This window comes from Kribbella sp. NPDC104740, from assembly GCF_055583505.1.
The window spans coordinates 419,645-444,709 of sequence record NZ_JBVJNV010000004.1; the positions used below are offsets into that span (position 1 = coordinate 419,645).

A 25,065-nucleotide genomic window follows, 5' to 3' on the forward strand; every position below is an offset into this window, starting at 1 on the left:
TACAGGCATCGAATCAGGAGAGGGCCGGGAGATCCGTGGCGGACGACGTGTGGTTGGTCGTCGGGCTGGGGAATCCCGGCCCTTCCTATGCCAAGACGCGGCACAACGTCGGTCAGATGGTCGTCGACGAGCTGGCCGGCCGGGTCGGCGGCGGCTGGAAGCAGCACAAGCAGGCCCGCGCCGAGGTGATCGAGACCCGGCTCAGCGGCTACCGGACGATCCTGGCCAAGCCGCGGTCGTTCATGAACGAGTCCGGCGGCCCGGTCGCCGGGCTGCTGAAGTTCTTCAAGGTCGAGCCGGTCAACCTGGTCGCCGTGCACGACGAGCTGGACATCGACTTCGCGGCGCTGCGGCTGAAGTTCGGCGGCGGCGACAACGGGCACAACGGCCTGAAGTCGATCCGGAAGTCGGTTGGCACCGGTGACTACCATCGAGTGCGGTTCGGGGTCGGGCGCCCGCCCGGCCGGCAGAGCCCGGCGGACTTCGTGCTGAACGAGTTCTCCGGCACCGAGCGCAAGGACCTGCCGTTCGAGCTCGACCGTACGGCGGACGCCATCGAATCGCTGCTCGCCGATGGACTCGAAGTCTCCCAAGGGAAGTACAACTCGTGAAGTTAGCCGGTCTGGTCGACACCCTCGTCACCGATCCGGTGGTCGCGGACGCGCTCCGTGACGCCAGCAAGGACATCCGCGCCGACGGGGTCGCCACGCTCGACCTGAGCGCGCCCGGCCCGATCCGTCCGGTGCTGCTCGCCGCGCTCGCCTCCGAGCGGCTCGGCGCCGACCGGCCGGTGCTGGCGGTCACCGCGACGTTCCGCGAGGCCGAGGAGCTGACCGAGGCGCTGCAGTGCCTGGTCGAGCCCGGCTCGGTCGCCTACTACCCGGCCTGGGAGACGCTGCCGCACGAGCGGCTGTCACCCCGGTCCGACACGGTCGGCCGGCGGCTCGCCGTACTGCGCCGCCTGGTGCACCCGGACCCGTCCGACGAGACGACCGGGCCGATCAAGATCCTGGTCGCGCCGGTGCGGTCCGTGCTGCAGCCGCAGGTCGCCGGGCTGGCCGACCTGCGACCGGTGCAGCTGCACGTCGGCGACACCGTCGAGCTGGAGGACGTGGTCACGCGCCTCGCGGCCGCGGCGTACAGCCGGGTGGACCTGGTCGAGCGGCGCGGCGAGTTCGCGGTCCGCGGCGGCATCATCGACGTCTTCCCGCCGACCGAGGAGCACCCGCTGCGGGTCGACTTCTTCGGCGACGACGTCGAGGAGATCCGGTACTTCGCGGTCGCCGACCAGCGCTCGCTGGAGATCGCCGAGCACGGCCTGTGGGCGCCGCCGTGCCGTGAGCTGCTGCTCACCGACGAGGTGCGCGCGCGGGCCGCCGTACTGGCCAAGGAGCACCCGGAGCTGGCGGAGCTGTTCGAGAAGCTCGCCGAGGGGCACGCGGTCGAGGGGATGGAGTCGCTCGCGCCCGTCCTGGTCGACGACATGGAGCTGCTGGTCGACCTGATGCCGGAAGGCACCCACGTCGTGGTCAGCGACCCCGAGCGGGTTCGCGCCCGGGCGCACGACCTGGTCGCGACCAGCCAGGAGTTCCTGGAGGCGTCGTGGGCGGCGGCTGCCGGTGGTGGTGAGGCCCCGATCGATCTGGGGGCGGCGGCGTACATGTCGCTGGCCGACGTACGGACGCAGGCGCTCGACCGCGGGCTGGCCTGGTGGAGCCTGTCGCCGTTCGCGGCGGCGCCGACCGACGAGCCCGAGCTGCGCGACTCGATGGGCGCGCGGGTCTCGTTCGACATCGACACCGACTCCGGCGCGGTCCGCAGCCGGCAGATCGCCGCACACGAGGTCGAGGCCTACCGCGGCGAGACCGCGGCCGCCGCCGAGGACATCCGCGGCTGGCTGCGCGACGGCTGGCGGGTCGTCTGCGTCACCGAGGGCCACGGCCCGGCCCAGCGGCTGGCCGAGGTGTTCTCCGAGGCGGAGCTGCCGGCCCGGACCGTCGACTCGATCGACGGCATCCCGGAGCCGGGCGTCGTCCTGATCTCGCAGGGCGCGCTCGACCACGGGTTCATTGCCGACGGCATCAAGTTCGCGGTGCTCACCGAGAACGACCTGGCCGGTCAGCGCTCGGCGGCCGAACGCCGTTCCCAGCAACGGATGCCGAGCCGCCGGAAGAAGGCCGTCGACCCGCTCGAGCTGGCCCCCGGCGACTTCGTCGTGCACGAGCAGCACGGGGTCGGCCGGTACGTCGAGATGATGCAGCGCACGGTCGGCACCGGCAACCAGCGCACCACTCGCGAGTACGTCGTGATCGAGTTCGCGCCGAGCAAGCGCGGGCAACCCGGCGACCGGTTGTTCGTCCCGACCGACCAGCTCGACCAGGTCACCCGGTACGTCGGCGGCGAGCAGCCGACGCTGGACAAGATGGGCGGCGGCGACTGGGCCAAGCGCAAGGGCCGCGCCCGCAAGGCGGTCCGCCAGATCGCCGGCGAGCTGATCAAGCTGTACGCCGCCCGCCAGGCGACCAAGGGGCACGCGTTCGCCAAGGACACGCCCTGGCAGCGTGAGCTCGAGGACGCGTTCCCGTTCGTCGAGACGCCGGACCAGCTGGCGACGATCGACGACGTCAAGCACGACATGGAACGCATCACGCCGATGGACCGGATCGTCTGCGGCGACGTCGGTTACGGCAAGACCGAGATCGCGGTCCGGGCGGCGTTCAAGGCGGTCCAGGACGGCAAGCAGGTCGCCGTCCTGGTGCCGACCACGCTGCTCGTCCAGCAGCACTACGCGACCTTCGCCGAGCGATACGCCGCGTTCCCGGTGAACGTCGCGCCGCTGTCGCGGTTCCAGACCGACAAGGAGTCGAAGGCGACCATCGACGGGCTGGCCGACGGCTCGGTCGACGTCGTGATCGGCACCCACCGGCTGTTCGGCGGTGAGGTCGCGTTCAAGGACCTCGGCCTGGTGATCGTCGACGAGGAGCAGCGCTTCGGCGTCGAGCACAAGGAGCAGCTGAAGCGGCTCCGGACCGCGGTCGACGTCCTGACGATGTCGGCGACGCCGATCCCGCGGACCCTGGAGATGTCGATCACCGGCATCCGGGAGATGTCCACGATCGCCACCCCGCCGGAGGAGCGGCACCCGGTGCTGACCTTCGTCGGCGCGTACGAGGAAGGCCAGATCACCGCCGCGATCCGGCGCGAGCTGCTCCGCGAGGGCCAGGTCTTCGTCGTCCACAACCGGGTGAACACGATCGAGAAGGCCGCCGCGCGGATCCGCCAGCTGGTCCCGGAGGCACGGGTCAGCGTCGCGCACGGCCAGATGAACGAGCACACCCTGGAGAACGTGATCCAGGGCTTCTGGGAGAAGCAGTCCGACGTGATCGTCTGTACGACGATCGTCGAGTCCGGGATCGACATCTCGAACGCGAACACGATGATCGTCGAGCGCGCCGACCTGCTCGGTCTGTCGCAGCTGCACCAGCTGCGCGGCCGGGTCGGGCGCGGCCGCGAGCGCGCGTACGCGTACTTCTTCTTCCCGCCGGAGAAGCCGCTCACCGAGACCGCGCACGACCGGCTGGCCACGATCGCCCAGCACGCCGACCTCGGCGGCGGGATGGCCGTGGCGATGAAGGACCTGGAGATCCGCGGCGCCGGCAACCTGCTCGGGGGCGAGCAGTCCGGGCACATCGCCGACGTCGGGTTCGACCTGTACGTCCGGCTGGTCGGCGAGGCGGTCGCGGAGTACCGCGGTGACACCCAGGCCGAGGAGCCCGAGGTCAAGATCGAGCTGCCGATCGACGCGCACCTGCCGCACGACTACGTGCCCTCGCAGCGGCTGCGGCTGGAGATGTACCAGCGGCTGGCCGCCGTACGGGACGAGGCGGGCATCGCGGAGCTGGTCGAGGAGCTGCACGACCGGTACGGCGACATCCCGCAGCCGGTGCTGAACCTGATCGAGGTGGCGAAGTTCCGCAACCACGCGCGCGTCGCGGGGCTGCACGACGTCACCCTGCAGGGCAATCTGATCCGGTTCGGGCCGGTCGAACTGCCCGACTCGAAGGTGCTGCGGCTGAACAGGCTGTACCCGAAGAGTCTGGTCAAGCCGCAACTGCGTACGATCCTGGTGCCGAGACCTGCCACCCGGCCGGTCGCCGGCGAGCCGCTGCGCGACCAGGAGCTGCTGCAGTGGTGCGCGAGACTGATCGACGACGTGATCGCCGAGCCCGTGGGGGCGACGGCCTGATGAGTTCCAGCTGGAGGAGAGTGCGTTGAGCAGAAACCTCGTCAAGGTGGCGGGTGCCGCGCTGGCTTCGGTGCTGCTGCTGGGTGGCTGCGCCACCGGGACCCACCCGGGTGCCGCGGCCGTCGTCGGCGGGACCGAGATCACCGTCGGCGACGTCGACGACACCTCGCGCTCGGTGACCACCGCGCTCGGCCAGCCGTTCACGGCGTCGCTGGCGCTCAGCGAGCTGGTGAACAGCGCGCTGGTGCAGCAGATCGCCGACCAGCGCTCGGTCACGGTCAGCGACGCGGAGCTCGCGCCGGCCATGAAGGCGGTCGTCGGCGACCAGGCGGCGTACGAGAAGTTCGTCGCCGACCCGGTGGCCGAGGAGTTCCTGCGCGGCGTCGCCAAGGCGGCGGTCGGCACCATCAAGCTCGGCGGCGGCACCGGGATCACCGACCCGAACGTGCAGCAGGCCCAGCAGGCCGGTCTGGTCGCGGTCAAGGACGCCTCGAAGGACATCGACGTCACCATCTCGCCGCGGTTCGGCAAGTGGACCGACGGCGCGATCGACGGCAAGGTCTCCGGCTCGCTGTCGGAGGAGTCCGCGCAGGCCAAGGCCAAGCGCGAGGCCGCCGAGCAGCAGCAACAGCAGCAACAGCAGCCGCAGCCGCAGGGCTGACGCGTTGATCAAGGTCGTCCTGACCAGCCCGCGGGTCGCGCCGGGTCTGCTGACCCGCGCGGCCTGGCAGGCGTTCGAGCAGGCCTCGGTGATCGGTGCGGCGGCCGGCGTGGAGAGCCCCTCGGTGCAGGCGGTGGTCGGCTCCGGGCTCGTCGTGACGTCGGTCGAAGGTGGCGCGGACGCGCAGTGGTCGTGGCTGGTTGCCGCCGCCTCCGAAGGCCAGGCTGTCGCTTGGCTGGTCGGCGAGGACGGGGAGCCGGCGTTGCTGCGGCTGGTCGCGGACCAGCTGGCGCGGGAGCCGCGGCCGGCGTACGAGGTGGAGATCCTGCACGGCTCGTACGACGTACCGGGGGCTCGGCTGATCGACCTGGTCCAGGTGATGGACCGGCTGCGCCGCAACTGCCCGTGGGACCAGGAGCAGACGCACGAGTCGCTGGCGAAGTACCTGCTCGAGGAGACCTACGAGACGCTCGAGGCGATCGACACCGGCGACTACGAGCACCTGCGCGAGGAGCTGGGGGATCTGCTGCTGCAGATCGCCTTCCACGCGCGGGTGGCGGAGGAGGCCGAGGACGGGTTCACCATCGACGACGTCGCTGGTGGGATCGTGGAGAAGCTGATTCGGCGGCATCCGCATGTGTTTGCCGGGGTTGCGGTCGACGGGGTCGCCGATGTCGAGGCGAACTGGGAGACGATCAAGGCGGCCGAGAAGCAGCGGGCGTCGGTGCTGGACGGGATCCCGCTGGCGTTGCCGGCGCTGGCGCTGGCGGACAAGGTGGTCGGGCGGGCGGCGAAGGTGCTGCCTCCTGTATCGGTCGAGGCTTCCTCCACTGACATCGGCGAGGCTCTGCTCGCTCTGGTCCGCCAGGCGCGTGAGCTCGGTGTCGACCCCGAGCAGGCGCTCCGCAAAGCCACGCACGACCTGGCTGACCAGGTCCGCAGTACCGAGTCCAGCTGACCTCTAGAGAGGCCCGTCGAGCAGGGCGCGGAGGGCGTCGCGGTGGGCGGCGTACGCCTTCTGGCCGGTCCGGGTCAGCTTGTACGTCGTCGTCGCGCCGCGGCCGCGGCCGTCCTTCGCCGCGCTGACGTAGCCGGCGGCCTCCAGCGCGGACATGTGCTTCGACAGGTCCGAGTCGCTGACCTCCAGGAAGTCCTTCAGGAAGCGGAACGAGGCCGTCGGCGCGTTCGCCAGCACCGCCATCGCGGCCAGCCGCTTCGGCGCGTGGATGACCGGGTCGAGCCCCTTGATCACGCCAGCCGCTCCTTCACGAGTGCGGCCGCGACGGCGTACCGGCGTTCGTAGACGACCAATCCGCTCGTGACGAGCACGAACGCGACGAGTGCTGCCGCCGGGACCCCGACCAGCCACCAGACCAGGCCGACCGCGACCACCACGGCGGCGAGGCCCGCGAAGTACTTGCTCCACAAGGCGCCGATCTCCGCCGGCGGCTTGCCGCGTCCCGGCATCGGCATCGCGCCGTGCCGCCGCTGCATCCAGGTGACGAACGCGATCTCCGCCACGATCAGCACCGCCAGCGATGAGGTGAACAGCGCCGCGTTCTCCCGCCACCAGGTGAACGTCCCGATCATCGCCGCCACCCACAGCCCGATCGCCGGCGCGTACCACCACGGCGTCACCGGGTACTCGACGTACGGCGCCGCCTCGGCTCGCTCGAGCTCCCGCAACTGCTCCCGCGCATCACTTTCCATATCGGAAAGCCTAGAGATCACTTTCCACTTTCGCAAGTAGAAAGCTTTCGACCTCGGCCCAGGTGCGGGCCGGGGGTGACGCCGGGTGCGACGTACCGGCTGCGTTGCGGACCGAAGAGGTACCGGTGCTCGACCAGCCCGTCGAGGGCCTCGTGCACGTCCGGCTTGTCGTCGACGAAGTGGGTGATGGCGAGCTCCCGGCAGTGGATCGCCTTGTCCCGCCGCTGCAGGCAGAACCGGACGTTCTCCGCCGGGATCCCGGTCTGCTCGAAGAAGCGGTGGTGGGCGAGCCACTGCAGCGACCGCTGCTGGATCCGCGGGCCGCACTTGGACACCAGCCAGACCCTTTGGCCGAAGACACGGGTGAGCCGGGTGATCGTCGCGAAGGCACCGGGAACTGCGGGCGTCCGCAGCATCGCCGCGGTGTCGCCCTGGAAGAAGGAGGTGTCACCTGGTCCGTTGGTCCCGTCGATGATCACCCGGCCGATGTCGATCCCCAGTCGTTGCTCCATGCCGTCAAGCCTGCTCGCTCAGACTCTCCAGCAGAACTATTTATCGACACGGCGACTATAGTCTGCGGTTATGGAGCTGGTGGCCGACGATCTGACCGCGTTCGCGGCCTTCGCCGCCCACCGCAACTTCACCCGCGCCGCCGAGGAGCTGCACGTCAGCCAGCCCGCGCTGCACACCCGCATCCGCAAGCTCGAACAACGCCTCGGCCAGTCGCTCTACTCCAAGCACGGCCGCGAGCTCCGGCTGACCGCCGCGGGGGAGTCCCTCGCGGCCTTGGCCAACGAGTCCCGCTCCCGCGCCGACACGTTCCTGGGCAGTCTCGGCGCGGGCGTCGAGCGCCCGCTGGTCCTGGTCGCCGGCTCCGGCGCATACCTCTACCTGCTCGGCGACTCGATCCGCCGCTACCTCACGCCCCGCCGCCATCTCCGCCTGGTGACCGCCGACGCCACCGGCACGGTCGACGCCGTCCGAACCGGCACGGCGGACCTCGGCGTCACCGCGCTGGCGATCCCACCGAAGGACCTGGCCTGCGTCCAGCTCGCCCGGTTCCCCCAGGTCCTGGTCACCCGCCCGAACCACCGCCTGGCCGACCGCCGCAGCATCCGGCTGAAGGACCTCGGCGGCGAAGCGCTCGTCGTACCGCCGTCGAGCAGGCCGCACCGCCGCCAGCTCGAACGAAGCCTGCTCGACGCCGGTGTCGAGTGGTCGGTGGCTGTCGAGGCCGAAGGCTGGGATCTGCTGGTCCACTTCGTCCGCCTGGGCATCGGTCCCGCGGTCGTCAACGGCTCGGTTCGCGTTCCCGCCGCGCTGCGAGCCGTCCCGATCCGCGACCTGCCGCCGATCCGCTACTACGTCCTCACCCGCCCCGAACGCGCCACCGACGACCGCTTGACCGTCCTGCGCAAAATGCTCCTGTGAGCGACGTCGTACGCACGAGCAAACGCCTGTCCTGGCTCCTGCGACACGGTGCCGGCGAGAAGGGCCTCTCGATGACGCCCGATGGTTGGTCCACCATCGAGGACGTCCTCGCGCTGCTCGGTATCGACCGCTCCGCCCTGGACCTGGCGGTCGCCCGCAACGACAAGAACCGCCTCCAGGTCGACGGCCCGCTCATCCGTGCCTGCCAAGGCCACTCCCTGGCCGGCATGCCAGTCACCGTCGAGGCACTCGAATCCAGCTGGCTGCGCGTCCACCCCGTCGGCCCGCTCTGGCACGGCACCACCCCGGCTGCCCTCCCGGCGATTCGCCGCGAGGGGCTGCGCCCTGGCCGCCGTACTCACGTCCACCTGGCCCCCAGTGCGGACAGCCACGTCGGTAAACGCTTCAGCGCCGCGGTACTCCTGAGGATCGACCCGACCGACCTGGTGATCTTCGAAGCCCCCAACGGAGTCCTCCTCACCCGCCACGTCCCCCCAGCCGCGATCACCTGACCCCGGCCTACTCGTCGGAGACCTCGGCCAGGTAGGTGTCCTCGACGCCTTCGAGCTTGCTGGCCTGCCAGCCGAGCGCCCAGAGCTGGCCGTCGTGCACGGTCGCACCGAGCAGCACCGACGGCGCGGCGGGAGCCGGCGCGTCCACGAAACCGGCCGGTGTCCAGCGCAGCGCGGTGCTTTCCCGTTCTCCCCACCCGTCCCCGACGACGAACGGCTTGCCGTTCACCACCTCGACGGCCAGCGGTTGGCTGGACTGCCGCGGCGTCCGCACCTCCGACCAGCGCCGGCCGTCGAAGTGGTAGGCGACCGGCGTACGGAACAAGACCGGGTCCTCGCGGTGCCCGACCGCCCAGATGTCGTTCGGCCCGACGACCGCGAAGTCGTTCACGTAGACCCCGGCGGCCCCGGGCAGGGCGGCCTTCGTCCAGCGCTCGCCGTCGTAGTGCTTGATCCCGTCGTCGAACGCCGCGACCCAGATGTCGATCGGGGACACCACCGCGATGTCCGAGGCGTACCCCGGGACGCCGAGGACGTCGTCGGTCAGCGGGAGCCAGCTCTTGCCGTTGTACCGCTCGACGAAGACCGTCGACTGCTCACCCTCGACGCCGACCACCCAGATCTCGTCCTCGACGACGGCGACGGACTGCAGCAGCCCGTCCGGATGGCTCGGCAGCGGGATTTCGCGCCAGGTGGTCCCGTCCCAGTGTTGGACCAGCGGCCCGCTGGGACCATCCGGTTCGGCCCAGTTGCCCACGGCCCAGACGTCGTTCGCCGAGCGGACCGCCACGTCCATCAAGCGGCCGACAGCCCGCGGCTGGGCCGTCGGTTGCCACCGGCCGTTCTCCCAACGGGCCGCGACCGGGTGGTCCCAGTCCTTGCCGTCGTCGCGGCGGAACCCGACACCCCACAGCGCACCGCCACCCGAGCTGATCGAGTCGAACGCCGAGCCGCTGTCGGGGATCGGCTGCTCGACCCAGGTCGGCGAAGTGGGCGCGGCGAGCAGGCTGAGAACGGTCACGAGTGCGGGGATCATCTGGGGTCTCCGATGTGCTGGGGTTCGGGGTGGGTACGGCGTCTCCGCCGGCTGGAGGTCGCGGCTTCTCCTTCCGTGGCAGGTGCTGTCGGGGAGGTAAGAGCGAGCCGGGCCGGGTTTTGTTTCGCCGAACCGGAGACTTTCGCCAGCGCGCAAGAGTCGGTTGACGTGCGGCGGGTGTTCGACGACGATCGGTGGTGGCGTTGACCTGACGCCGAGCCTGCGAGGACCCGCCCCAGCCGGGACCTCGGGACGGCGAAGGGGAATCTGCCCTCACGGTCGCGACCCGGTCCAAGCCTGTTCGAGTGTCCCGTTGCTGGGGGACGACGACACGTCGAGGAGGCTCGTCATGACCAAGCAGAGCGGTTTCAAGCGCGCGGCCCGCGAACGCGCCCGCGCCACCGGACAGCGGTACACCCAGGCCCGCGCCGATCTGGAGCTGGCGAACCGGCAGGAGTTCGTGCACTCCCGCCCGGTCGACCCGGCGGCCCTGAAGCGCCATCTCGAGGACCGGTACGGGATCGCGATCAGCTCGATGATGCCGATCGACGACGCCCCCGCCACCCGCCCCCGCGACTCCTGGCCGGGGCATTACCCGTGTACCCTGGTCGTCGAGCACACCGGCGGCCGGCCGTCGCGCAGTAACTCTCCGACCTCGACCGGGGCGACAGCGCACCGGCGCTGGATCGCGCGGGTGTTCTCCTCGTCGGCCGACCAGGTCAGTCGGGTCAACGGTGACGCCGAGATCCTGCGCTTCCTCGCCGCCCACGACTTCCCCGCCGAACGCGTCATCCACGACGACCCCGTCACCGTCCACGACGGCAAGGGCGTCATCGTCACCGACTTCGTCCCCGGCGGCCGCCCGAGCGCCGATTCCCCCGCCGTCTGGCACGAACTAGCTGACCTCCTCGGCCGCCTGCACACGCTCCCCGCTGCTGACGGCGCGGTCGCGAGAGACGGCGGCGCCGAGGAACACGACGGCGGCTTCCACGTCGGCCGCCCGCACCAGGACCTCGCCGCCGCGATGAGCTTCCTGGTCAGCGTCGAGACCAACCTGCCCCCCGCCGCCCACGAGAAGTTCACCTGGCTCCGCGACCAGGTCGAATCCGCCGACGCCGCCGAGGGCCTCCCCGAGGCCCTGACCCACAGCAATTACCACCCCTGGGCCGCCGTCGGCGACGTCGGCAACCTGTCCATCGTCGGCTGGGCCGGCGCCGGCCGCGGCCCCCGCCTCCCCGCCCTGGCCTGGCTCCTCCGCACCGCCGCCGAACAGAACGCCGCCGAGAACATCCCCGCGGTGATGCACGGCTACTCCCAGCACGTCCACCTCACCGACGAGGAACTCCACAGACTCCCCGCGATCCTCAACCTACGGCCCTTGTGGCTGGCCTGCCTCGACTTCCGCATGACCGTGAAAAACGGCGGCACTCCGGCGCTGGACGAGGGCTGGCTACAGCCGTCGAGCGTCGAGCAGGCCGAACGACTGGCGGCTCAGATGGTTGCAGCGCTGTGAGCGATGGCGCGCCGCTGCGATCAACCGGCCATCTCCTCAGGCTTCAAGACTCTCCCCACCGGCGCACAACTCGACGGCCGGTCGCCACAGGTACGGTCGACCTCGTCGCCGGTGCTGTCCTTTTGAGGTACTTTCGGCACTATCTGGGGCGCGGTGATCGACGACGTGAAGGTGGAAAGCTGCCTTCTCGTCCTCCGCCCGGCCTCAGCCTCACCACCCACCGAATCAGCTGAAACAAAAAAGCGGGCACCGAGGTCAGGGCAACTGCGTCCAACTGCCCTGTATCCGCAAATGAGGTGGCAGATGACGAGCTCGAATTCGCACCGAGACCAGAAGATCGACGCAGTCGCGGTGCTCTACGCCGCGGAACGATCCGATCTCGCGGGTCTTTCGTCGATGTCCACCAACATTCTTGCGATGGTTCTCGGGTACATAGCTGCGACCGTGGCCTTGCTGACCGGTGAGAACGCACGACAGGCAGGTCCCTGGGTACTGGTCCTCATCCCTCTTCCGGTCTTCGTCTTGGGATGCCTCTGGATCTTGTTGGCGTTCGCGCAAGGCCGACGGTCAGCGTCGGCGCGGTGCCTGGAGGACATCCTCTTCGCCGCCGGACCAGCGGAGCATGGAACGCCCTCCCGAGAGATGATCGGCGTCAAGGCAACCGAGCCGCTCTTCAACATCGATCAAGTCAAGGGCGTCGACAAGGTCGGGCTGACGATTCCGTACGTAGGTGCGGCCGTCATCGTGCTCGGTCACTGCGTTGTCATGCTCGTTCGGGCAAGTGAACAGAACATCGTGGCGATGGTCCTAGGTGCTGTCGGCTACTCGGTCCTCATCGCGCTGATCATTCTTGTCACCTTGAAGCAAACGAAAGACCTTGCTCTTCGCTCCAAGGTTTCGCCGAGTGGCGCGTAGTCGGCAAGGATGAGTTCCGTTACGACATCGGGAGTGTGAGTTCGAATGTCTTTTGTTGTGACCGCCTCTGCTTTCACGCCCACCTCAGCCACCGAGTGGTCGCCGCGCGGTAGCGCGCACTGCGGGCGCCAGCCCGCCACTCGCCGGCGTCAGCCGGACACTGCCTGCGATAAGCAGGCCGCATGCCGGCGCTAAGCCGGTGGGTGGGTGGGAGCGGGCGGAGCTGCCGTCTGGAGGAGCGGAGCGACGGAAGACGGCTGCGTAGCACGCGTGGGGTGGTACAGGTCCACCCTCTAAGCTGGTCTGACCGTTAGGCTCGGCGGTGATCCGTCATCTGAAGCTTGGGAGTAGATGTGGCCACCATCGAGGCCGTCGGCGCGCGCGAGATCCTCGACTCGCGCGGGAACCCCACTGTCGAGGTCGAGGTTCTGCTCGACGACGACACCGTCGCCCGGGCCGCGGTGCCGTCCGGGGCGTCCACGGGCCAGTTCGAGGCCGTCGAGCTCCGGGACGGCGACAAGGCCCGGTACGGCGGTAAGGGCGTGCTCAAGGCCGTCACCGCCATTCTCGAGGACATCGACAAGGAGATCGTGGGTTACGACGTCCACGAGCAGCGGCTGATCGACCAGGCCCTGCTCGACCTGGACGGCACCCCGAACAAGGCGAAGCTGGGCGCGAACGCCATCCTCGGCGTCAGCCTGGCCGTCGCGAAGGCCGCCGCCGACTCGGCCGGCCTGCCGCTGTTCCGCTACGTCGGCGGCCCGAACGCGCACGTGCTGCCGGTCCCGATGATGAACATCCTGAACGGCGGTGCGCACGCCGACAGCAACGTCGACGTGCAGGAGTTCATGATCGCCCCGATCGGCGCGGCGACGTACGCCGAGGCGCTGATGCAGGGCGCCGGCGTCTACCACGCGCTGAAGGCGGTCCTGAAGGAGCGCGGCCTGTCCACCGGGCTCGGCGACGAGGGCGGTTTCGCGCCGAACCTGGGTAGCAACCGCGAGGCCCTCGACCTGATCGCGGTCGCGGTCGAAAAGACCGGTCTCAAGCTCGGCACCGACATCGCGCTGGCGATGGACGTGGCGGCCAGCGAGTTCCACACCGACGGCGTGTACGCCTTCGAGGGCGGCAAGAAGTCGGCCGACGAGATGATCGCGTACTACGCCGAGCTGGTGGCGGCGTACCCGATCGTGTCGATCGAGGACCCGCTGAACGAGGAGGACTGGGACGGCTGGAAGGCCATCACGGCCGAGCTCGGCACCAAGACCCAGTTGGTCGGCGACGACCTGTTCGTCACCAACGTCGAGCGGCTGCAGCGCGGTATCACCGAGAAGTCGGCGAACAGCCTGCTGGTCAAGGTGAACCAGATCGGCTCGCTCAGCGAGACCCTGGACGCCGTCGACCTGGCGCACCGCAACGGGTTCACCTGCATGATGTCGCACCGGTCCGGCGAGACCGAGGACACCACGATCGCCGACCTGGCGGTCGCGACGAACTGCGGCCAGATCAAGTCCGGCGCCCCGGCGCGCTCGGACCGGACCGCGAAGTACAACCAGCTGCTCCGGATCGAGGAGGAGCTGGACGACGCGGCCCGGTACGCCGGCCGCTCGGCCTTCCCGCGGTTCCAGGGCTGATCTGATGGCGTCCCGCCGGGATACCGGTGCCCGACCCGGCTCGCGTCCGTCGAGCCGGACCCAGTCGCGGCCACCGGTCCGGCGGGACGGCACCCAGCCCAAACGCCGTACGACGGGAGCGCCGCCTCCGCCGCCCAGGACGCGCGGTTCGCGCAACCTGACCGGCCGGGCGGCCGTCGTACTGCTCGTCCTCGGGGCCCTGATCGTGTCGTACGCGCAGAGCCTGCGGGTCTGGTTCGACCAGCACCAGCAGATCACCGCGCTGCAGCAGGAGATCCGGGACCGGGAGAAGCGCGTCGACCAGCTGAACGACGAGATCGCCCGCTGGGACGACGACGCGTACGTGCGCGCGCAGGCCCGACAGCGGCTGGGCTGGGTGATGCCGGGCGAGGTCGGGTACCGGGTGATCGGCGCGGACGGCAAACCGATCGGTGCGCCGCCGGAGCCGACCGGTCCGGCCGACGCCGAGGCGGATGTGCAGAAGCCGACCTGGTACACCAAGCTGTGGGGCAGCGTCGAGGGCGCCGGCAAACCCGCCGAGCCGCCCAAACCGCCGGCTGTGAAGCCGACCCCGAAGCCCATCCTCACCCCGAAGGCCAATCGTTGAGCGTCACCCCCGAAGACACCGCCGCCGTCAGCGCCCAGCTCGGGCGGGAGGCGCGTGGCATCCGCAGCATCGCGCACCGCTGCTCCTGCGGCCTGCCGGACGTGGTCGAGACCGAGCCGCGGCTGCCGGACGGTACGCCGTTCCCGACGACGTACTACGTGACGTGCCCGCGGCTGGCGTCGGCGATCGGGACGCTCGAGGCCGGCGGCATGATGAAGGAGATGACCGAGCGCCTCGGCACCGATGAGGAGCTGGCGGCGGCGTACAAGACCGCGCACGAGTCGTACCTGGAGCACCGCGAGTCGATCGAGCACGTCGAGGAGATCGCCGGCATCTCCGCGGGCGGGATGCCGACGCGCGTGAAGTGCCTGCACGTGCTGATCGGCCACTCCTTGGCCGCCGGGCCGGGCGTGAATCCGCTGGGGGACGAGGCGTTGAAGGCGCTGGAGGACTGGGGCCGTCGGGGTCCCTGTGTCTGAGTTCTCCGGTGAGGCGAGCTCGGCCGAGGCGATGGGGCGGTCGGCAACGACCGACTTCCCACCAGTTGCCGAGGGCGCCGTTCGGGTCGCTGCCGTTGACTGCGGCACCAATTCGCTGCGGCTGCTGATCGCGGATGTTGCTGACGGCAAGCTGACCGAGCTGGACCGGCGGATGACCGTCGTACGGCTCGGTCAGGGGGTCGACTCGACCGGCGTGTTCGCGCCGGAAGCGTTGGAGCGGGCGTTCGCGGCCTCCGACGAGTACGCCGCTCTGGTACGCCGGGCCGGCGTCGAGCGGATCCGCTTCGTCGCGACGTCGGCGGCGCGGGACGTGCGGAACCGGGACGAGTTCTTCGCCGGGATCGAGCAGCGCTTCGGCGTCACCCCCGACATCATCTCCGGGGACGAGGAGGCGGCGCTCAGCTTCCACGGCGCGACCGCCGGGCTCGCTGATCTCGACGTACCGGGGCCCTATCTGGTCGCCGACATCGGCGGCGGCTCGACCGAGCTCGTGCTCGGTGACGCGTCCGGGGTGATCGCGGCGCAGTCGCTCGACATGGGGTCGGTGCGGATGACCGAGCGGCACCTCGGATCCGATCCGTCGACGATTCCCGAGATGGCGGCCGCGACGAAGGACGTCGACGAGCTGCTCGACTCGACGACGGTTCCGCTGGATCAGGCGCGGACGCTGATCGGGGTCGCGGGAACCGTGACGACGGTTGCCGCGGTCGCGCTGAAGCTGACGGAGTACGACCCTGCGGTGATCCACCACGCGCGGATCGAGGGAGAGGTGCTGCTCGACACGACGTCGTGGCTGATGGGGTCGACCCGGGTTCAGCGCACGGTCGAGCCGGCGATCCATCCGGGGCGTGTCGACGTGATCGGTGCCGGTGCGTTGATCCTGCAGCGTCTGTACGACCGGTTGACGCTGACGCGCGACGAGGTGGTTGTGTCCGAGCACGACATCCTGGACGGCGTCGCACTGGCTCTCGGCCGGAGCTGATCGCGTGGGCGGGGGAGTTCGCGTCGCGGTCGTCGGCGTGGGGCGGATCGGCCTCCCGCTCATCCAGCGACTGGTTGCTGCAGGCCACGATGTTCTCGGCAACGACATTCGGGCCGAACGGCGCGCAGCTGTTGAAGAGGCCGGTGCTGTTTGGTCCCCGACGCTGCCGAGTGCCGACGTACTGATCACCGTCCTGCCCGGCGCTCCCGAGCTGGAAGCGCTCGTCGCTGAGGGCTTCCTGGCCCGGCTGGAGCCCGGCACGCTGTGGATCGACCTGACCAGCGCGTCGCCCGAGCTTGGCGAGTCCATCGCCCGCGCCGCGACGGGGATCTCCTACCTGGAGTGCCCGATCGGCGGGGGAGTCGACGGCATGCGTTCCGGCACGCTCACCCTGTACGCCGGCGGCTCCGCCGACGTACTCGCTGCCGCCGAGCCCATCCTGCGGACCTTCGCGACGACCATCCACCACACCGGCCCGCACGGCAGCGGGTACCTCACCAAGCTCCTGATCAACCTGCTCTGGTTCGGCCAGGCGGCGCTCACCACCGAGGCGCTGCTCCTCGCGCAGCGCCACGGTCAGTCGCCCGAACGCTTCGCCGAGCTGCTCAGCGGCAGCGCGGGGGACAGCGCGTTCGCCCAGCGGCATCTCCCCGCACTGCTCGCGGGCAACTACCTTCCCGACTTCGGGCTCGACCGCTGCGTCGAGGAGCTGAACGCCGTCGAGCAGGCAGCCGACGGCCTCCCGCACCCGGTCACAACCGCAGTCGCCGACCTGCATCGCGCCGCCCTCGACCACTTCGGCCCGATCGACGGCGAACTCCTCGGCCCGGCCTGGCTGGAAGTGCAAGCGGGAGTCACCCTGCACGGCGACGATCACGCCGTCGCGGTCGGCCGGCGAGCCGTGGACGACCCAGAGGACTAGGCCTTCCGCGCCAGCAGCGCGAACGCGTTCGGCAATCGCCCGTCCCACACCTCCGCGTCCTGCCCGTTCGGCTTCCAGAACGGCTCCGGATACTCCTCCAGCACCCGCACCTCGAGCCCGGCCGCAATCACCGCGGTGACGATCTGCCCGAGCGTCCGCTGCCACTCTCGCGCGCCGTTCGCCGGAAACGTGTCGTTGACGTGCGACTCGGCGAAGTAGCTGCGATCCGCCCGGATCGCGAACTCCTCCCACGACCACAACGGCACCGCCGGATGCCCCTCGTACACGAACAACTGCCCGCCAGGCTTCAGCAACTCAGCCACCCCACGCGCCCACGCGTCGATGTCCCGCATCCAGATCAACGCGCCCTTGCCTGTGTAGACGAGGTCAGCAACGCCCGCCCGCAGCGGCACCCCCGGCACCTCACCCACCACGTAGTACGCCGGTACGCCGAGCTCCCGCGCCCGCCGCCCCGCAGCTGTCGCCGCGGTGACGCTGTAGTCGACCCCCACCACCCGGCTAGCGCCCGCAGCGACCAGCGCCACGTCGTCCAGCCCGTGCCCGCTCTGCAGATGCACGACCACCGGCCGCTCCCGCAGCACCGGCCCGAGCAGCCGCAGCTCGTCAGCGTTCAGCGACTCCCGCCGGGAAGCCTCGGCCAGCAGTTCGTCGTACTCGCGGATGTGCTTCTGGGAGGCCTGCTCCCACGCGACCCTGTTGCGCGCGACGTCGATGTCCACGCCGCCGATCATTCCCCGCGGACCACGCCGGCTACCACTGCTTTCTCCGCGAGAATTCACTCATGAGGCTCCTGCTCCGCGTCCGCCCGGGCGCGTCGCGTACGTCGGTCGGCGGCCGGTACGACGGCCCCGCGGGTCCCGCGCTGGTCGTCGCCGTCGCCGCTCGTGCGGTGGAGGGCCAGGCGACGAAGGCTGTCCTGGTCGCGGTCGCCGAAGCGTTCGGCGTACGGCGGTCGGCCGTGACGCTGGTCCGTGGGGCAACGAGTCGCGACAAGGTCGTCGACGTCGAGGGATCCGAGCCGGACCTCGACGCCAGGCTCGAGGAACTGCTCGGCTGAAGGCCTAGGTGTGGACGCCGTCCAGCGCGATCTTCAGCACCCGCTCGCGCTGCGCGTCGTCGACGAACCCTGCCGCCGTCAGCCCGCTGACCATCCGCAGCAGGTCGTCAAACGCGATGTCGGTCCGCGCCTCGCCCGCCTGCTGCGCGCGCTCGAACAGCGGCGTCCCGGCGGCGTACATCGCCTCGCGCGCGGTCGTGAACATCTCGGAGTCGCGGTTGAGCGCCTCGATGATCGCGCGCTTGGTCGCGGCGTACTGGACGAAGCGCTCGAGCCAGGCGGTCAGCGCCTCCCACGGGGGCAGGTCGGCGACGTCGTCGGCGGCGGCGCACAGCTCCTCGACCTCGCCGAAGTACACGGCCTCGAACAGGTCCTGGCGGGTGGGGAAGTTGCGGTACAGCGTGCCGATCCCGACGCCGGCCCGGCGCGCGATCTCCTCCAGCGAGGCGTCGGTGCCCTGCTCGGCGAACGTGTCGCGGGCGGCGGTCAGCAGGGCGTCGAAGTTGCGGCGCGCGTCGGCCCGCTGGGGGCGCTTCACCGCGGCGGCGAGTCCGCCGCGTGGGGTCTGGGTCACCTCGATCACCTTAACCGACTAGAAACGGAGGGGTACCTCCGCTATAGTGGAGGCATGCCTCAACTTTACCATCGGAAGACGACGTCACCACGGCTGACGCTGGCTGTCCTCGCGACCGTCGTGGCCGCGTTCTCGATGTTGCAGTCGCTGGTCACCCCGGCACTGCCCGTGATGCAACACGACCTGCACGCCTCGGCGAGCACGGTCACCTGGGTCTTCACGGCCCTCCTGCTCTCGGTCTCGGTGGCGACCCCACTGCTCGGCCGGATCGGCGACATGGTCGGCAAGGAGCGCACGCTGCTGATCGGCCTGGTCGCGCTCGCGGTCGGCTGCCTGCTCGCGGCGCTCGCGCCCAACATCGGCGTACTGATCGCCGCACGGGTGGTGCAGGGCCTCGGCGGCGCGGTGTTCCCGCTGTCGTTCGGCATCATCCGCGACGAGTTCCCCGCCGAGCGGGTGCCGTCCGTGGTCGGCGTCGTGTCGGCCGTGATCGCCGCCGGCGGTGGCCTCGGCATCGTCCTGGCCGGCCCGATCGTCGAGAACCTGGGCTGGCGCTGGCTGTTCTGGATCCCGCTGATCGTCGTCACGCTCGCCGCAGTGATGGTCCGGATCTACGTCCCGGAGTCCCCGAACAAGGTCCCCGGCCGGATCGACTGGCTCGCCGCAGCCCTGCTGTCCGGCTGGCTGATCGCGCTGCTGCTCCCGCTGAGCATGGGCCGCTCGTGGGGCTGGGCGTCCGCCCAGACCATCGGGCTGTTCGCGGCGGCCGTCGTACTGATGGCCTCGTGGATCACGGTCGAACTGCGCTCGCGCAACCCGCTGATCGACATGCGCATGATGCGCATCCCCGCGGTCTGGACCACGAACCTGGTGGCGCTGCTCTTCGGGGCCGCGATGTTCGCGGTCTACGCGTTCGTCCCGCAGTTCCTGCAGATCCCCAAGGCCGCGGGCTTCGGCTTCGGCTCGACCGTCACCCAGGCCGGCCTGCTGATGCTCCCGATGCTCGTCACGATGGCCCTGGCCGGCACCTTCAGCGGCCCGATGGCGCCGCGCTTCTCGGTGAAGGCCCAGGTCATCTCCGGGTCGGCGCTGAGCCTCGTCGCGTCGCTGCTGTTCGCCGAGTTCCACGACTCGCCCTGGCAGGTCGCCGTCTCCACCGCGATCTTCGGCCTTGGTCTGGGACTGGCGTACGCGTCGATGACCAGCCTGATCGTCCAGAACGTCCCCCGCGAACAGACCGGCGCCGCCACCGGCATGAACGCCAACATCCGCACCATCGGCGGTTCCATCGGTACGGCGATCGCGAGCTCGATCATCACCGCGCACCTGCAGTCCAACGGTCTCCCCGCGGAGGCCGGCTTCACCGACACGTTCCTGCTGCTGGCCGCCTTCGCTGCCGCCGCGGTGATCCTGGCCCTGGCCATCCCCGCCGCGCGCCGCGCCCAGCCCGCAGCCCCGGACCCGCTGCTGGAGGAGCTGGTTAGGTAGGGCAATGACCCTCCGGCTGATGGGCGCGAACCCCTGCATCACCCTGTACGACGAAGCAGGCCGCGCCACGGCGTACGCCTCGGTCTGGCGCGTGGACTGGTCCCTTCGGGGAGCAGGCCACGCGCTGGTCCTTGGAACTTGGGATCGGATCCGGATCATCGGCCCGGATCCGGATCTGGGTGCGTGGCTCGGGGAGGAGTTCAACCGGCACATCGTTTCGGTGAGCGACGGCATTCCGTGGTCTGCGCCCGAGCACACCACTGCGCCGGTCGAGTTCACCCTCGATCTTGCCGCTGGGTTCACCGCTGCCGCTGACGACGTACAGGTCGAGATCAGCACCCCGATCGAGCGCTACCTGACCCGCAACGACCGCTACGACCTCGGCGGGACCCCGAACATCCTCTCCACGGTGTGGATCCCGTGCCTGTCGGGCAGCATCGCCGTCGCCGGCCTGCGTTTGCCTGGAGCGCCGAAGGTCGACCGGTCGGCGCCGATGTCGACCGCATTCATCGCCGACGCTGAGGTCTGGTGCACCGCGGACCATCCGCAGAAGTAGGTCAGCTCACGATCACCAGCACGTTGCCCTCAGGATCGGCGACCCGCCACCGCCCGTCCTCCTGGCCGATCAGCCGGCCGCCGGCAGCGATCATGCCCGCCAGCCGCGTCTCTGCGACGTCCGCCGGCACTGCGAGCTCGAAGTACATCCGATTGCTCTGCCGCCTGCGCTCGGCGTCCGACTCATCGAGCTCCTGGAACAGCAGCACCGGGTTCAGCCCGCGCGGGTCGTGGATGTCGCTGAGTCCCTCCCGCCGATCACCGACGTACCCGAGCGCACCCATCCAGAACGCCCGTACGGCGTCGACATCAGCCGCATCGAGAAACAACTGAACAAACCGCGGCAACTCCGGATCGGCGGTGACACCGAGCCAACGAGCAGTCTTCTGCAGACTCGCCGCCAGCTCGCCGAAATCCAGGTCGAGACCGTGCGCGTCCTTCTCCCACAGATCCTTCCCGCTGTCGATGATCACCAGCCCCGGCCGCAGATCGACCATCAACGGAAACCCGGTCGCGTCGGCAAGGGTCGCCGCAGCAGCCGCCAACTCCCGCTGCTGCATCGGCGTGGTCGTCCGATAGCAAACCATCGCACTGAACACCGCCTGCCAGTCATCCGCCCCAGGCTCCCCAAGCGGATCCCCCGGCACCAGATCGACCTCGTTCCCATCAGTGTCCGCATGACAAACGCCGTACGGCCCAGACGCCTCCCCAGGCCGCACCTGCTCGACCACCGCCGCCGGCCGCACCACGTCGACATGAATCCGCTGCCGCAACGCCCGCACCTCGCTCGACCGCCGAACCCGCAGCGCAGGATCCCGCCGCAACGGATCCACCAACCCGCCGTCACCCTCCGCCGCGTAATCGAGCACCCGCCCCCAGAAGGGCCGCACCCCATCCGGCTCCGAAGACTCCAGCACAACACTCACCTGCTGCAACACCCCAGGCTCCGCAACCAGCCCAACCTCCCGCGCAGCCCCCGAAACCGCCTCGGCGTCCCCGCCCGAGCCAACCCGCACCCGCACCCCGGCCGCCCGCAAATCCACCTCCACCGCCAGCTCAACCACCCGCCCGACGAACGCAGCCCCCACCCCCATAGACGCCGCCCCGAACCACGCCGTCATCACCCCGTCAACAACCCGCCAGTCCACCCCGGTATCACCCATACCCGGCACTGTAGAGCCCTTCCCGGACGATCTCCTTCCTTCGAGGGGTGAGAATTTTGCGTCCAACACAGCGTCGACTTGGTCAGTCATTGTTGACCGACGCACGGTCGGTCGGCACGCAGGTGTCAAGCGTCGGGGGTCGCAAAGGGTGTCGTCTCCTCGGGGTTGCCTGCCGCGCGAAGATGCTGCAGAAACTCCTCGCCGAACAGAGTCAGCCCGTGTACGTAGTCAAGCGACCTGTCCCAAGACGTTTGAGCATCCAGCAGGCTGAGGTTGGCCAGAGTCTTCAACAGCGGTGACGGGTACTTTCGTCCGGCATCCAAGATCTTCTGGTTGATCTCTCGCTCAGCTCCGGATGCAGCTATCGACCGCTCCCCGGCGCCCTCAACTTCCTTCTGCACCCGGAGTATGTCCTCTAAGCACCGGACATGCATCGGCTCGACCTGAGCAAGCACATCAACCCAGAGGGTTGAGTCATCGATCAGTGCGTCATCCAAAACTGCCTCAGCGATGACGATTCCCAACATGCGACGCTTGCTCTCGAGCGCCGAGTCGGCGGCCGCGGCTATCGCGCGCCCGAGCAGCGCGTCGAGACTCTCCGATTCGAGCAGACGTGCTTGAAGTTGCTCCTGTGGAACCCGGGCGGCGATCTCGGCCATCGCCTGGTTCGCACGGTACAAGCGGCGATCCCTGACACCCTGGTAAATCGTCATCATCGATTCCTTGCCATACGGCAAGAGTTCGATCGCCGCCCGGATCGCAATGTCCGAGACGGTCGGCGGCTTCTCGTCGTCTGGAGCCATACCACCGAGGATCGCACGGCCGGGGATAGACCTGTGTGGGGAACGAAACCAAGACAAGGACGACACCGAGCCGCCGCCATCCAAAGGCCTGCGGCTGGTTCAGGTTCGTCCGGCCCAGTTCGAAATTGATCTCGCGCAACTCTGAAGTCGGCTCCGGGTTTGCGATCGTCGAGGTGGAGGAAGGTGCGGGTTGCGACGTGTCGGCCCGGAGCGCGGTGGGGTTCTGGATGGATCTTTCGGGTCGCTTGAGACTGGCTCAGCTTCGACAACGCAAGTCCTGTCTTGGTGCTGACCTCAGCACGCGGCACTGCCTTAGCTGGAGCGGACTTTGCGTACTGTTCCCTATCTTTCTTTTTCTTTGTTCTGTTCCTTTCTTCCTTTGATGCTCTTCGGGTGTGTGGGCTCTGCTGTGTCGCTGGGGACCTAACCTGAGCAGATGAAGCTTCCGCATCCTCTGACGGGGGAGTTGTTCGAGAGTCCGGTGCCGCCGGGGGCTGGGTGGCCGGAGGATCCGGCTGTACGGCGTACGCCGGTGGCGCATGATGCGGCGGAGGTTGTGGAGCTGGCGGGGACCGACAGCTTGGGGGAGTTGGAGGCTCGGGTTTCGGTGTGTGGGGCCTGTCCTCGGTTGGTGGAGTGGCGGGAGGGGGTGGCCCGTACGAAGCGGAAGTCGTTTGCGGGGGAGCCGTACTGGGGGCGGCCGATTGCTGGGTGGGGTGCTGTGGAGCCGCGGATTTTGATTGCTGGGTTGGCTCCGGCGGCCAATGGGGGGAACCGGACGGGGCGGGTGTTTACGGGGGATCGGTCGGGGGACTGGTTGTTCGCCGCGTTGTACCGGGTGGGGTTGGCGAATCAGCCGACGAGCGTGCATGCGGGGGACGGGCTGCAGCTTCGCGAGACGCGGATGATTGCCGCGGTGCGGTGTGCGCCGCCGGCCAACAAGCCGACGACTGAGGAACGCGACACCTGTTCGCCGTGGTTTCGGCGGGAGTTGGAGTTGGTGCTGCCGAGCACGAAGGTGATCGTGTGTCTGGGGAAGTTCGGGTTCGACGTGGTGTTGAACGCGTTGCGGGATCTGGGGGCGGTCAAGCCGCGAGCGAAGTTCGGGCACGGGGTTGAGTGCGTCGTGGCGGTCGGCGGGCGGGAGGTGACGGTGATGGGGAGTTTTCATCCGAGTCAGCAGAACACCTTCACCGGGAAGCTCACCGAGCAGATGCAGGACGGACTGCTGGTCAGGGCCAAGGAACTCGCGGGGCTCTGAGCGCCTCCGGAGGCGGAGTACAGGGCGCACACTAAGGCCATGAGGTCCCTCGCAGGAGTGAGATCCCGGTGGGCGAGATCACCCGCGGGAGTGTTTGTGAAAGTTTTCACGAGCGCGTAACCTGAAGGGGACATGAAGGATTCGCACTCAGGGAGAGTGAGCCGCATGACAGCCCAGGTACCGCACATCCTTGTCGTCGGAGGCGGTTACGTCGGGATGTACACCGCGTACGGCCTGCGCAAGGCCGCCCGTCGGGGCAAGATCCGGGTGACCGTGGTCGACCCCCGGTCGGTGATGACCTACCAGCCGTTCCTGCCCGAGGCCGCGGCCGGCTCGGTGGAGCCGCGGCACGTCGTGGTGCCGCTGCGGAAGACGCTCAAGGGCTGCCGGGTGGTCACCGGCCGCGTCACCGGGATCGACCACGCGAACAAGGTCGCGAAGGTGATGCCCGAGGAGGGCCCGGACTACGAGCTGGCCTACGACCAGGTCGTGGTCGCGCTCGGGTCGATCGCGCGGACGCTGCCGATTCCCGGCCTGGCCGAGGAGGCGACCGGCTTCAAGAACGTCGAAGAGGCGATCGCGCTGCGCAACAAGGTGCTCGACCGGCTCGACGTCGCGGCCTCCCAGCCCGACCCGGCGCTGCGCAAGGCGGCGCTGACCTTCGTCTTCGTCGGCGGCGGGTACGCCGGGATCGAGGCGTTCGCCGAGCTCGAGGACATGGCCCGCTACGCCACCCGGTACTACGACAACATCGAGCCCGGTGACATGCGCTGGGTGCTGGTCGAGGCGACCAACCGGATCCTGCCCGAGGTCGGGCCGGAGCTCGGCAAGTACACGGTCGACGAGCTGCGCAAGCGCGACATGGACATCAAGCTGGAGACCCGGCTGGAGTCCTGCGAGAAGGGTCACGTGATCCTCAGCGACGGCGACGAGTTCGACGCCGACACGATCGTCTGGACCGCGGGCGTGAAGGCCAACCCGGCGCTGACCAGGACCGATCTGCCGCTCGACGAGAAGGGCCGCGTGAGGTGCCGCGCGGACCTGCGCATCGAGGGCCTGGACGACGCCTGGTCGGCCGGCGACAACGCCGCCGTACCGGACCTGACGTCGGAGACCGGCGCGTACTGCGCGCCGAACGCGCAGCACGCCGTCCGGCAGGCGCACCGCCTCGCGGCGAACATCCTGCGCGTCGTCGACGGCCAGGAGCCGCAGGACTACAAGCACAAGTACGTCGGCTCGGTCGCGAGCCTCGGCCTGCACAAGGGTGTCGCGCAGCTGTACGGCGTGAAGGTGAAGGGCTGGCCGGCCTGGTTCCTGCACCGGACCTACCACGTGTCCCGCGTCCCCACCTTCAACCGCAAGGCCCGTGTCATCCTGGACTGGACGCTCGCGCTGTTCTTCCGGCGCGAGGTGACCAGCCTCGGCAGTCTGCAGATGCCGAACGAGGAGTTCCGGCGCGCGACCAGTAGCTAGC

General features: G+C 69.4%; 26 protein-coding genes. 18 read left to right on the forward strand and 8 right to left on the reverse strand.

From position 1 onward, the window contains the following. Positions 1-35 precede the first annotated feature (35 nt). The 4 genes from pth to ACZ6Z4_RS23055 are packed head-to-tail and all read left to right on the forward strand — an operon-like array spanning position 36 to position 5,865. The gene (gene pth / locus ACZ6Z4_RS23040; protein ID WP_465568016.1) at positions 36-611 is read left to right on the forward strand and encodes an aminoacyl-tRNA hydrolase; all 576 of its coding nucleotides are present in this window, start codon (positions 36-38) and stop codon (positions 609-611) included. Then, entirely contained in the window at positions 608-4,246 is a 3,639-nt protein-coding gene (mfd, locus tag ACZ6Z4_RS23045) for a transcription-repair coupling factor (RefSeq protein ID WP_465568020.1), read from the forward strand. Before pth ends, mfd begins: the two co-directional genes overlap by 4 nt. A 25-nt stretch (positions 4,247-4,271) precedes the next feature. Next, complete coding sequence (locus ACZ6Z4_RS23050) at positions 4,272-4,907, forward strand: SurA N-terminal domain-containing protein (protein ID WP_465568024.1); 636 nt, start codon at positions 4,272-4,274, stop codon at positions 4,905-4,907. Between the two features lie 4 nt (positions 4,908-4,911). Continuing rightward, the gene (locus tag ACZ6Z4_RS23055) at positions 4,912-5,865 is read left to right on the forward strand and encodes a nucleoside triphosphate pyrophosphohydrolase (RefSeq protein WP_465568027.1); all 954 of its coding nucleotides are present in this window, start codon (positions 4,912-4,914) and stop codon (positions 5,863-5,865) included. A 3-nt stretch (positions 5,866-5,868) separates the two neighbouring features. Here the strand turns inward: ACZ6Z4_RS23055 and ACZ6Z4_RS23060 are convergent, their stop codons facing one another. The 3 genes from ACZ6Z4_RS23060 to ACZ6Z4_RS23070 are packed head-to-tail and all read right to left on the reverse strand — an operon-like array spanning position 5,869 to position 7,129. Next, on the reverse strand, positions 5,869-6,159 hold the full coding sequence (locus ACZ6Z4_RS23060; RefSeq protein ID WP_465568030.1) for a transcriptional regulator: 291 nt from the start codon (positions 6,157-6,159) through the stop codon (positions 5,869-5,871). Next, a complete protein-coding gene (locus tag ACZ6Z4_RS23065) occupies positions 6,156-6,617 on the reverse strand; it encodes a hypothetical protein (RefSeq protein ID WP_465568033.1) in 462 nt (153 codons plus the stop codon). Before ACZ6Z4_RS23065 ends, ACZ6Z4_RS23060 begins: the two co-directional genes overlap by 4 nt. Before the next feature lie 17 nt (positions 6,618-6,634). Further along, positions 6,635-7,129: a hypothetical protein gene (locus ACZ6Z4_RS23070; protein ID WP_465568036.1), complete on the reverse strand. Its 495-nt coding sequence runs from the start codon at positions 7,127-7,129 to the stop codon at positions 6,635-6,637. Between the two features lie 70 nt (positions 7,130-7,199). Between ACZ6Z4_RS23070 and ACZ6Z4_RS23075 the strand changes: the two genes are divergently transcribed. Further along, positions 7,200-8,048: a LysR family transcriptional regulator gene (locus tag ACZ6Z4_RS23075; protein WP_465568039.1), complete on the forward strand. Its 849-nt coding sequence runs from the start codon at positions 7,200-7,202 to the stop codon at positions 8,046-8,048. Beyond that, complete coding sequence (locus tag ACZ6Z4_RS23080; RefSeq protein ID WP_465568043.1) at positions 8,045-8,560, forward strand: RNA 2'-phosphotransferase; 516 nt, start codon at positions 8,045-8,047, stop codon at positions 8,558-8,560. The genes ACZ6Z4_RS23075 and ACZ6Z4_RS23080 overlap by 4 nt, the downstream gene beginning before the upstream one ends. A gap of 7 nt (positions 8,561-8,567) precedes the next feature. Here ACZ6Z4_RS23080 and ACZ6Z4_RS23085 read toward each other — a convergent pair whose 3' ends face one another. Further along, entirely contained in the window at positions 8,568-9,596 is a 1,029-nt protein-coding gene (locus tag ACZ6Z4_RS23085; protein ID WP_465568045.1) for a beta propeller repeat protein, read from the reverse strand. Positions 9,597-9,945: 349 nt separating this feature from the next. Here ACZ6Z4_RS23085 and ACZ6Z4_RS23090 point away from each other — a divergent pair, with 349 nt between their 5' ends. The 7 genes from ACZ6Z4_RS23090 to ACZ6Z4_RS23120 all read left to right on the forward strand — a co-directional run bounded on the left by ACZ6Z4_RS23090 (position 9,946) and on the right by ACZ6Z4_RS23120 (position 16,669). Beyond that, the gene (locus tag ACZ6Z4_RS23090) at positions 9,946-11,109 is read left to right on the forward strand and encodes a phosphotransferase enzyme family protein (RefSeq protein ID WP_465568048.1); all 1,164 of its coding nucleotides are present in this window, start codon (positions 9,946-9,948) and stop codon (positions 11,107-11,109) included. Positions 11,110-11,262: 153 nt separating this feature from the next. Further along, entirely contained in the window at positions 11,263-12,024 is a 762-nt protein-coding gene (locus ACZ6Z4_RS23095; protein ID WP_465568053.1) for a hypothetical protein, read from the forward strand. Between the two features lie 353 nt (positions 12,025-12,377). Continuing rightward, on the forward strand, positions 12,378-13,658 hold the full coding sequence (gene eno / locus ACZ6Z4_RS23100) for a phosphopyruvate hydratase (protein ID WP_363665460.1): 1,281 nt from the start codon (positions 12,378-12,380) through the stop codon (positions 13,656-13,658). A 4-nt stretch (positions 13,659-13,662) separates the two neighbouring features. Continuing rightward, a complete protein-coding gene (locus ACZ6Z4_RS23105) occupies positions 13,663-14,265 on the forward strand; it encodes an FtsB family cell division protein (protein WP_363665459.1) in 603 nt (200 codons plus the stop codon). After that, positions 14,262-14,744, forward strand: coding sequence for a DUF501 domain-containing protein (locus ACZ6Z4_RS23110; RefSeq protein WP_465568058.1), 483 nt, complete (start codon positions 14,262-14,264; stop codon positions 14,742-14,744). Before ACZ6Z4_RS23105 ends, ACZ6Z4_RS23110 begins: the two co-directional genes overlap by 4 nt. Next, entirely contained in the window at positions 14,737-15,747 is a 1,011-nt protein-coding gene (locus ACZ6Z4_RS23115) for a Ppx/GppA phosphatase family protein (RefSeq protein WP_465568060.1), read from the forward strand. The genes ACZ6Z4_RS23110 and ACZ6Z4_RS23115 overlap by 8 nt, the downstream gene beginning before the upstream one ends. 4 nt (positions 15,748-15,751) lie before the next feature. Then, positions 15,752-16,669 carry an NAD(P)-dependent oxidoreductase gene (locus ACZ6Z4_RS23120; protein WP_465568063.1) on the forward strand — a complete coding sequence of 306 codons (918 nt, stop codon included), beginning with the start codon at positions 15,752-15,754 and terminating at the stop codon, positions 16,667-16,669. Here ACZ6Z4_RS23120 and ACZ6Z4_RS23125 read toward each other — a convergent pair. Beyond that, positions 16,666-17,409, reverse strand: a complete 744-nt coding sequence (locus tag ACZ6Z4_RS23125; protein ID WP_465568066.1) for a class I SAM-dependent methyltransferase — start codon at positions 17,407-17,409, stop codon at positions 16,666-16,668. The two genes, ACZ6Z4_RS23120 and ACZ6Z4_RS23125, sit on opposite strands and share 4 nt — an antisense overlap. A 62-nt stretch (positions 17,410-17,471) precedes the next feature. On the opposite strand from ACZ6Z4_RS23125, the gene ACZ6Z4_RS23130 reads away from it, so the two are divergent. Then, entirely contained in the window at positions 17,472-17,747 is a 276-nt protein-coding gene (locus ACZ6Z4_RS23130) for a DUF167 domain-containing protein (protein WP_465568069.1), read from the forward strand. Positions 17,748-17,751: 4 nt separating this feature from the next. Here ACZ6Z4_RS23130 and ACZ6Z4_RS23135 read toward each other — a convergent pair whose 3' ends face one another. Then, a complete protein-coding gene (locus ACZ6Z4_RS23135) occupies positions 17,752-18,321 on the reverse strand; it encodes a TetR/AcrR family transcriptional regulator (RefSeq protein WP_465568072.1) in 570 nt (189 codons plus the stop codon). Positions 18,322-18,375: 54 nt separating this feature from the next. On the opposite strand from ACZ6Z4_RS23135, the gene ACZ6Z4_RS23140 reads away from it, so the two are divergent. Continuing rightward, positions 18,376-19,809, forward strand: coding sequence for an MFS transporter (locus tag ACZ6Z4_RS23140; RefSeq protein WP_465568075.1), 1,434 nt, complete (start codon positions 18,376-18,378; stop codon positions 19,807-19,809). A 4-nt stretch (positions 19,810-19,813) separates the two neighbouring features. Continuing rightward, positions 19,814-20,365, forward strand: coding sequence for a hypothetical protein (locus ACZ6Z4_RS23145; RefSeq protein WP_465568077.1), 552 nt, complete (start codon positions 19,814-19,816; stop codon positions 20,363-20,365). Between the two features lies 1 nt (position 20,366). Here the strand turns inward: ACZ6Z4_RS23145 and ACZ6Z4_RS23150 are convergent, their stop codons facing one another. Continuing rightward, positions 20,367-21,527 (reverse strand): VOC family protein, encoded by a 1,161-nt coding sequence (locus tag ACZ6Z4_RS23150; protein WP_465568079.1) that lies wholly within the window; start codon positions 21,525-21,527, stop codon positions 20,367-20,369. A 125-nt stretch (positions 21,528-21,652) separates the two neighbouring features. Beyond that, entirely contained in the window at positions 21,653-22,330 is a 678-nt protein-coding gene (locus ACZ6Z4_RS23155) for a hypothetical protein (protein ID WP_465568081.1), read from the reverse strand. Between the two features lie 436 nt (positions 22,331-22,766). Here ACZ6Z4_RS23155 and ACZ6Z4_RS23160 point away from each other — a divergent pair, with 436 nt between their 5' ends. Next, positions 22,767-23,591, forward strand: coding sequence for a uracil-DNA glycosylase (locus ACZ6Z4_RS23160; RefSeq protein WP_465568084.1), 825 nt, complete (start codon positions 22,767-22,769; stop codon positions 23,589-23,591). A 165-nt stretch (positions 23,592-23,756) separates the two neighbouring features. Continuing rightward, positions 23,757-25,064: an NAD(P)/FAD-dependent oxidoreductase gene (locus tag ACZ6Z4_RS23165; protein WP_465568087.1), complete on the forward strand. Its 1,308-nt coding sequence runs from the start codon at positions 23,757-23,759 to the stop codon at positions 25,062-25,064. Position 25,065 lies beyond the last annotated feature (1 nt).